7 protein-coding genes are annotated in these 7427 nt (G+C 50.4%); 6 read left to right on the top strand and 1 reads right to left on the bottom strand.

Annotated features, from left to right (window positions below; genetic code table 11):
• Both A6395_RS03170 and A6395_RS03165 read left to right on the top strand, forming a co-directional pair.
• Window positions 1-906: septation ring formation regulator EzrA (locus A6395_RS03170; protein ID WP_286203272.1), on the top strand; the 906-nt coding region annotated here is incomplete at its 5' end.
• Between the two features lie 75 nt (window positions 907-981).
• Window positions 982-2553: an amidohydrolase gene (locus tag A6395_RS03165; RefSeq protein ID WP_071397835.1), complete on the top strand. Its 1572-nt coding sequence runs from the start codon at window positions 982-984 to the stop codon at window positions 2551-2553.
• 43 nt (window positions 2554-2596) lie between these two features.
• Here the strand turns inward: A6395_RS03165 and A6395_RS03160 are convergent, their stop codons facing one another.
• On the bottom strand, window positions 2597-3406 hold the full coding sequence (locus A6395_RS03160; protein ID WP_071397834.1) for an NAD kinase: 810 nt from the start codon (window positions 3404-3406) through the stop codon (window positions 2597-2599).
• Window positions 3407-3569: 163 nt separating this feature from the next.
• On the opposite strand from A6395_RS03160, the gene tpx reads away from it, so the two are divergent.
• The 4 genes from tpx to A6395_RS16215 all read left to right on the top strand — a co-directional run bounded on the left by tpx (window position 3570) and on the right by A6395_RS16215 (window position 7425).
• Window positions 3570-4058: a thiol peroxidase gene (tpx, locus tag A6395_RS03155; protein WP_071397833.1), complete on the top strand. Its 489-nt coding sequence runs from the start codon at window positions 3570-3572 to the stop codon at window positions 4056-4058.
• Window positions 4059-4158: 100 nt separating this feature from the next.
• Complete coding sequence (locus tag A6395_RS03150) at window positions 4159-5046, top strand: class I SAM-dependent methyltransferase (RefSeq protein WP_071397832.1); 888 nt, start codon at window positions 4159-4161, stop codon at window positions 5044-5046.
• 126 nt (window positions 5047-5172) lie between these two features.
• Window positions 5173-6384, top strand: coding sequence for an acetate kinase (locus tag A6395_RS03145; RefSeq protein ID WP_070329492.1), 1212 nt, complete (start codon window positions 5173-5175; stop codon window positions 6382-6384).
• A gap of 450 nt (window positions 6385-6834) precedes the next feature.
• Window positions 6835-7425: a 3D domain-containing protein gene (locus tag A6395_RS16215; RefSeq protein WP_071397831.1), complete on the top strand. Its 591-nt coding sequence runs from the start codon at window positions 6835-6837 to the stop codon at window positions 7423-7425.
• Window positions 7426-7427 lie beyond the last annotated feature (2 nt).

The raw sequence follows: 7427 nt of genomic DNA, 5'->3' as shown, positions 1-7427 counted from the left end.
GAACAGCTTGATTTTGAACACTTTGAAACGGACATGCAGCAACTCAGTTCGGATATCGATCAATTGTTCGAGGCGTTCAGCTCCGAGGTCGATGCAAGGCAGTACGTAAAAAAAGAGTTTGCTGGGGTCAAAGAACGCGAACGGCAGACGAACGAATTGATGACGCGCCTTCACCAAGAGATGTCGCGGCTTGTCAGCAACTATGAGATCAATGCCCGGGTCGGTGAGGAGTTCGAACAATTGGACCGGGAACGTGCGGTGCTCGCTGCGAACGTCCTCGATATCGAACAAGCACTCGTCGCTCAGGTGATTCCGTTCAGTCTGATCAAATCAAAAGTGCAAGATGCGAAACGGTCACTCGACCAGTTCGGTGCGATGCATGAACGGTTTATCGAAAATACGAACTCGCTTCGTAAAGAAGAGCTCGAAGTTCGGAATAAACTCGAGTCATGGAAGAAGGAATTGTCCGCTCACCGTCGCCTCTTGGCGAAGAGCGCGATGCCGGTCGTTCCGACTGATTTGACGAGTGACATGCGACAACTTCAAAAAGGGGTGCAGTCGCTAGATGAACAGTTCGAGAAGGCACCGTTCAACATGACGTATATCGTCGGCCTCAGTCACGATGTCGAGGAAACGATGGATAACTTCCGTGACCGCGTCAAAGCACTGCTCCGGCAAGTGACGTATGCGGAACAGTTGCTCCAGTATGCGAATCGGTACCGTCGTCGTGATAACGAGGTGCATGTCGCCTTGACGCTCGCTGAGAACAAGTTTTTACACGGCGAGTACGGTACGGCCGTCGAAATCGGTGAACGTGTGCTCGGGCGCTTCGACGAAGGAGCGGCTCGCGAGATCCGTCAACGTGTTGAAAAAGGTATGGAACAACAAGATATGCTTCGAAAATAATCTATGCATGAAGATTGACGTAAACGGGAATTAACGTAGACGTCAATCTTTTTTGAATCGAGGAGGAATTTTGTGATGGGAACGCTTTGGGTAAACGGAAAGATCTATACGCTGAACAAAGAACATGAAATGGCACGGGCGATGTATGTCGAGCACGGACGCGTGTTGAAACTCGGGGAGGAAGGTCATCTTCGCCGTACATACGCGGGCCGGATCAAACAGATTGTGAACCTCGAAGGGAAGAGCGTGTATCCGGCGTTCACGGACTCGCACATCCACTTGATCGGATATGGCGAGGCGCTCGACCGCATCGACGCGACCGAGACGACGGATTTAAACGCCTTGCTCGAAGCGATGAAAGCGAAGTCGGGAGGGGACGACTGGATCGTCGCTGAAGGCTTTAACGATCGTCTGCTCGGACAGATGCCGACACGTGAGATGATCGATGCCGTCATTCCGGATCGCCCGGTCGTCTTAAAGCGCGTCTGTCGCCACGTCGCCGTCGTCAACTCGAAAGGCCTCGAGCGCTTAGGCCTCATTCATCACACCGTCATTGAAGGCGGGAAGCTCGGACGTGATGACGACGGGAAATTGAACGGCGTGTTGTACGATGCGGCGCTCGATCTGCTCCATAAAGAGCTCGGCGGAAATCGTGAGAAGAACGTCGCCTCGATCCGTCGGGCCGTCGCCTCGTTGTTCGCCCATGGGATCGTCGGAGCCCACACGGAAGACTTGTTCTACCACGGAGACCCGCTCGAGACGATTCAAGCATATGAAGATGTGCTTCAAGAACTGCCGTTCCATGCCCATCTGCTCGTCCATGAACAAGTCGTTGATCAATTGCTGCAAAAAGATGCGCTTGCGAAGCGCCTGCGCTTCGACTTCGGGGCGATGAAGATTTTCGTCGACGGTTCGTTCGGCGGTCGGACGGCGCTCTTGTCCGAGCCGTATGCTGATGAAGTCGGGCAGCGCGGGATCGAAGTCCACCGCCCGGACCACCTCGAGGCGCTCGTCAAAAAGGCGCGCTCATACGGGATGAACGTTGCGGCTCATGTCATTGGAGATGCGGCGGCTGAGCAGTTCATCACGCTGCTCGAGAAGTATCCGGCGAAACGAGGGACGCGCGACCGCATCATCCACGCTTCGCTATTGAACGATTCGCTGTTGAAGCGGATCAGTGCGTTGCCGGTACTCATCGACGCGCAACCGGTCTTTTTGTCGGATGATATGGACTTGTTGTTCGATCGCCTAGGCAACGAACGGGTCGACGACGCGTATCGGTTCAAATCGATGCTCGATACAGGTGCGCTCGTACTCGGGGGTAGTGATGCCCCGATCTCTTCTGTCGACGTCAGGAAGGGGCTCTATGCCGCTGTGACACGACAATCGTTTGAAGCGTCGGGTGCACTGAATCCAACGGAACGTCTGTCGATGTACGAAGCGCTACGGAGTTTCACCTACTCACCACGTGTCGCGACTGGGACGCATGGCCGTGACGGCTTGTTGATTCAAAGCTATAATGCGACGTTCACCGTATGGGAAGAGGATTTCTTCGACTTGAACGGACAAGATATTTTGAGCAACCGACTTGTCATGACCGTCGTCGAAGGTTCGCCCGTCTACGAGGCGGACGTCATCAAAGCATGAGAAAAGGCTAGTCGTCCGCGATGGACGACTAGCCTTTGTCAGTTCAGAAGAAAGAGCGTTGCACTTTGTGCCAGAACGAGTTGGTTTTCAACTTGACCGTTTTGACGACCTTGTCCGACAATTCGATGTCGATCCGGTCTGTATACTTCAAACTAAGCGCTTCGTTATCCATACCGATAATCGGATAATCGTTTCCGTCTTCAACGATGCGGAGCGACAGCTTACGTGAATCGTGGACGATGAACGCTGAGCCGAGCGTGCGGTAACGGTTGTTGTTCACTGAAGCGATTTCACTCACTTGCATGCACGGGATGAGCGGGTCGACGACCGCGCCATTCAACGATTTATTGTAGGCGGTCGATCCGGTCGGTGTCGACACGACCATTCCATCCCCGCGGAACGTCTCGAAGTGGAGGTCGTCGATGTAGACTTCGATCGCGAGCGATTTGATGATACTCGATTTGATCGATGCCTCGTTCAGGCAGAGGAGTGGCGACGATTCATTGATCGAAGCGGATAAGAGCGGATACTTCCGCACTTCGAGACCGGCTTCGATCCGGGCAGAGTTATCCGAGAATAAACGGTCGACTTCGTCAAGTTTATGTATATCGAAGTCACAGTAAAATTCGTTGAGGCCGCGGCCGAAACCGACATAGATAGCGTCTTGACGGAATCCGGTGTAACGGACGGCCTGTAAAAACGCGCCATCTCCCCCGATGGCGACGATGATGTTGGCATCTTCCGGGCGGTCCATGATGTTGAAACCGTGTTTCTCCCCGATCTCTCTTAATTTTTTTACCTCTTTCGTGAACTCGTTGACGTTACGATGGTGCAGATACACGTTGTTTCTCATCTAAATCATCCCCTTTGTCAATTGTGTCCTTTTCATTATAACTTGTTTTAGGCGTCCGATATAGGGAAAATGACAATCAGGCCGTCTGAAGCAGGATGCTTGTCTTCGTGACGGCACCATCGATATGATGAAGAAGTAAAATTCAGAACAAGGGGATGATTTGATGCCAACATTTAAAGGGAATACAGTCACATTGCAAGGGAATCCAGTGAAAGTGGGAGATGCTGCACCCGATTTCACCGCCCTCACGACTGCACTCGAAGAAGTGTCGCTCGCGTCTTACCCAGGGAAAAAATTGATTAGTGTCGTCCCGTCGATCGATACAGGACTATGCGACACGCAAACTCGTGCGTTCAATGAAAACGCGGCATCGCTCGGTGGAACGGTATTGACCGTCTCGAACGATTTACCGTTCGCCCAGCGACGCTGGTGTGCGGCGTCAGGTCTCGATAACGTCATCATGTTGTCAGATCACCGCGACCAGTCGTTCGCGCATTCGTACGGCGTGCTCATGGAAGAGCTTCGTTTGCTAGCCCGGTCAGTCTTCGTGATCGACTCGGAAGGAACTATCCAATACGTTCAGTATATGGATGAGATGACAGACGAAGTCGATTTTGACGCGGCGCTTGAAGCGTTCGACGCGGCAAACTGATTCACTTGGCGAAACGTGGACGAATAGCTTACACTATATTGTAGTTAACCAACCGGCTCTCGAAACGAGAGCCGGTTTTGTATGGAGGAGATGAACGACTATGGAACGATTTGAACAGTTGTACCGAGATTGGAAGAAAGAAACGAAAAAATTGGTGGCCGACCTCGATTTATTGCCGCTCGAAGCTTTGATCGAAGTGTTTGAGCGAGTCGACGTTGAATCGGAGAAACCGGATGACGTGCGCAAGGCAGTGAGTCTGCTTGTGCTTGAAGAGACGACAACGCTTCCGCCGAACCATCAACCGACACCGGACGCGGTCAGCTTATTTATCGGATATTTAGCGACGAAGCTCGTCAAAGACGGAGCGAACGTGCTTGAACTCGGAAGCGGCACCGGGACTCTCGTCCACGCCATTTTATCGCAAGTGAAAGACGCGACCGCACAAGCCGTCGAAGTCGATGAATTGATGCTTCGTTTGTCATATGCGATCAGCAATTTGCTCAAAAAGCCGGTTTCTTACTTCCATCAAGACGCACTTGCACCGCTGTTCGTCGAGCCGAGTGACCTCACACTCGTCGATTTGCCGATCGGCTATTATCCGAACGACGAAGTGGCGAGCGGTTATGAGTTGAAGCGAGAAGAAGGTCATTCCTACTCTCACTTCCTGATGATTGAGCAGGCGATGCGGCATACGTTGCCGGGAGGCCATGGTGTCTTCGTCATCCCGAACAATTTGTTTGAACAGGATGATGAAGGGAAATTAAAACAGTGGATGGACCGAGAAGCGGTCGTGAAAGGAGTCCTCCAACTGCCGACGACAATGTTCAAAGATGAACGGTATGCGAAGAGTATCCTCATCTTACAGAAGCAAGGAGAGGGCGTCACGCGCCCGAAACAAGCGCTCCTCGTCGAGTTGCCGTCGTTCACTGATGTGCGAGCTGTTGCCAATATTGTGAAACAGATTGATGAATGGTTTAAAACAACATAATATTTCTTGGGCAAAAGACTTGAAAAACATATGCCATATCAAGTATCTTCATTATGATACAGTTATCGGTTTTAAAGAGAACAGATAAAGAAACGTGTTTAAATCGAAAGGTAAGAGGTGTATGACATGACAAAAATTATGGCAGTCAACGCAGGTAGTTCGTCACTGAAGTTCCAACTTCTCGAGATGCCATCTGAGAATATGCTCGCGCTTGGTCTCGTTGAGCGCGTTGGAAAAGACGATGCGATCTTTACTATTAAATACGGCGAAGGGCAAAAGTTCAACGTCGTCACGCCGCTCCACACACATAAAGAAGCGGTCGAGCTCGCGCTCGAAAAATTGATCGACCTTGGAATCATGGCGTCGTTCGACGAAATTTCGGGCGTCGGGCACCGTGTGCTTCACGGGAAAGAACTGTACGCGGATTCAGTCGTGATCGATGAGGAAGTTATGAAGAACATCGAATCGTTCGTCGAACTCGGACCGCTTCACATCCCACCTAACTTGACTGGGATTCGTGCGTTCCAAACGATTTTGCCGAACGTGCCACAAGTCGCCGTCTTTGATACGGCTTTCCACCAATCGATGCCGGAAGAAAACTTCCTGTACAGCCTCCCGTACGAGTACTACACGGAACACGGTGTACGGAAATATGGTTTCCACGGGACGAGCCACAAATATGTCACGCAACGTGCTTCTGAGCTACTCGGTCGTCCGCTCGAAGATTTGCGCTTGATCTCATGCCATCTCGGCAGTGGGGCGTCAATCGCGGCGGTTGCCGGCGGTCGTTCGATCGATACGACGATGGGCTTCACGCCACTTGAAGGAATCACGATGGGAACGCGCTCAGGATCACTCGATCCGGCCCTCATCCCGTTCCTTATGCAAAAAACGGGCAAGTCGGCTGAAGACGTATTGAACGTCATGAACAAAGAATCAGGCGTTTACGGTCTCTCGGGTATTTCAAGTGACTTACGTGACATCGAACAAGCTGCAGCAGAAGGTAACCACCGGGCTGAAGTGTCACTTAAAATCTTCTCGAACCGGATTCACGGTTACATCGGTCAGTACGCTGCTGAGATGAACGGCGTCGATGCCATCATCTTCACGGCGGGTGTCGGTGAAAACTCTGACGTCATTCGTGAGCGTATCCTGCGTGGTCTTGAATTCATGGGCGTCTACTGGGATCCATCACTCAACAACGGAGCACGCGGCAAAGAGTTGTTCATCAACTATCCGCATTCGCCGGTCAAAGTCATCATCATTCCGACGAATGAAGAACTGGTCATCGCCCGCGATACAGTTCGGATCGCAAACCTTTTAGAAACACACGCTTAATCCACACAATTTAACTTCTCTAGTCGCGCTGTTCATTCGAACAGTGCGACTTTTTTTAGTTCTTTTGTCATAGTTCATTCGGGCAAATTGTGTCTAAAGAATTATTCGAAAGACGCTGACTGTAATAAAAAGAGTCGGAAAACGATACGTTTGTAACGTTTCAGTCATATTAAAACCAATAATTGGGATTTAATATGACGTAAAAGGTGGTATGTCTGTAAAGTTGTCATCTCCCGTTAAAATAGTCCGCTTTTGTAACACTCCTGTAATTTTAGTGTCATTCAAATGAATTTTAGTTGTAAACGCACGTCCGGTTGTTTCGTCATATAGTTATCTGGACGAAACATAACTCGTCTTGACGCATCGTGTTTATGTTTGAACGTAACAATCACCAAGAACTGACAACTATGAAAAACGACAAAACAAACCGACTAGGAAAGGACGAACCTCATGTTAAAAAAAATTGGAACGGTCTTATTACTGACGGTCATGACATTCGCCATGCTTTTACCGCAACAACCAGTAGAGGCGTCTTCTAAAATTTATGTAAAAAGCCAAGTGGACGGATTGAACGTTCGCTCAGCGGCTACGATTAATGGTAAGGTACTTGGAAAAATCAATAAAGGACAACAACTCCAACGCACTGGCACAAAAGGAGCTTGGATTCGCGTCAACTATAAAGGTAAGGCCGGTTGGATCGCAACAAAATACTTACGCACCGTTAAACCGGTTGCGAAAGCGAGCGTGAAATCGTATACGATGAACGCTTCTGCCTACACACCATACTGCAAAGGGTGTTCAGGTAAGACGGCACTCGGATGGAACGTTCGTACACAAAGACATAACGTCGTCGCTGTCGACCCGCGCGTCATCCCGCTCGGTTCTAAAGTACAAGTGTATGTCGGTGGGAAGTTGATGGGCACATACACGGCGGCTGATACAGGCGGCTCTATCAAAGGACATAAGATCGACATTCTCATGTACTCGCAAAGTGCGGCCATCAACTTCGGTCGCAAGACGGTCACGGTTAAAGTCTTATAAGC

The sequence above is a fragment of the Exiguobacterium sp. SH31 genome (assembly GCF_001816105.1).
GTDB lineage: Bacteria > Bacillota > Bacilli > Exiguobacteriales > Exiguobacteriaceae > Exiguobacterium > Exiguobacterium aurantiacum_A.
Note: the sequence above shows the minus strand (reverse complement) of the source record. Positions and strands in the feature narration are given on the sequence as shown.

Bases quoted from the DNA above. Each gene is read 5' to 3' on its own strand.
- A6395_RS03160 (WP_071397834.1), bottom strand. From the start codon at position 3,406: ATGAGAAACAACGTGTATCTGCACCATCGTAACGTCAACGAGTTCACG.
- A6395_RS03150 (WP_071397832.1), top strand. From the start codon at position 4,159: ATGGAACGATTTGAACAGTTGTACCGAGATTGGAAGAAAGAAACGAAA.
- A6395_RS16215 (WP_071397831.1), top strand. From the start codon at position 6,835: ATGTTAAAAAAAATTGGAACGGTCTTATTACTGACGGTCATGACATTC.
- A6395_RS03165 (WP_071397835.1), top strand. From the start codon at position 982: ATGGGAACGCTTTGGGTAAACGGAAAGATCTATACGCTGAACAAAGAA.
- tpx (WP_071397833.1), top strand. From the start codon at position 3,570: ATGCCAACATTTAAAGGGAATACAGTCACATTGCAAGGGAATCCAGTG.
- A6395_RS03145 (WP_070329492.1), top strand. From the start codon at position 5,173: ATGACAAAAATTATGGCAGTCAACGCAGGTAGTTCGTCACTGAAGTTC.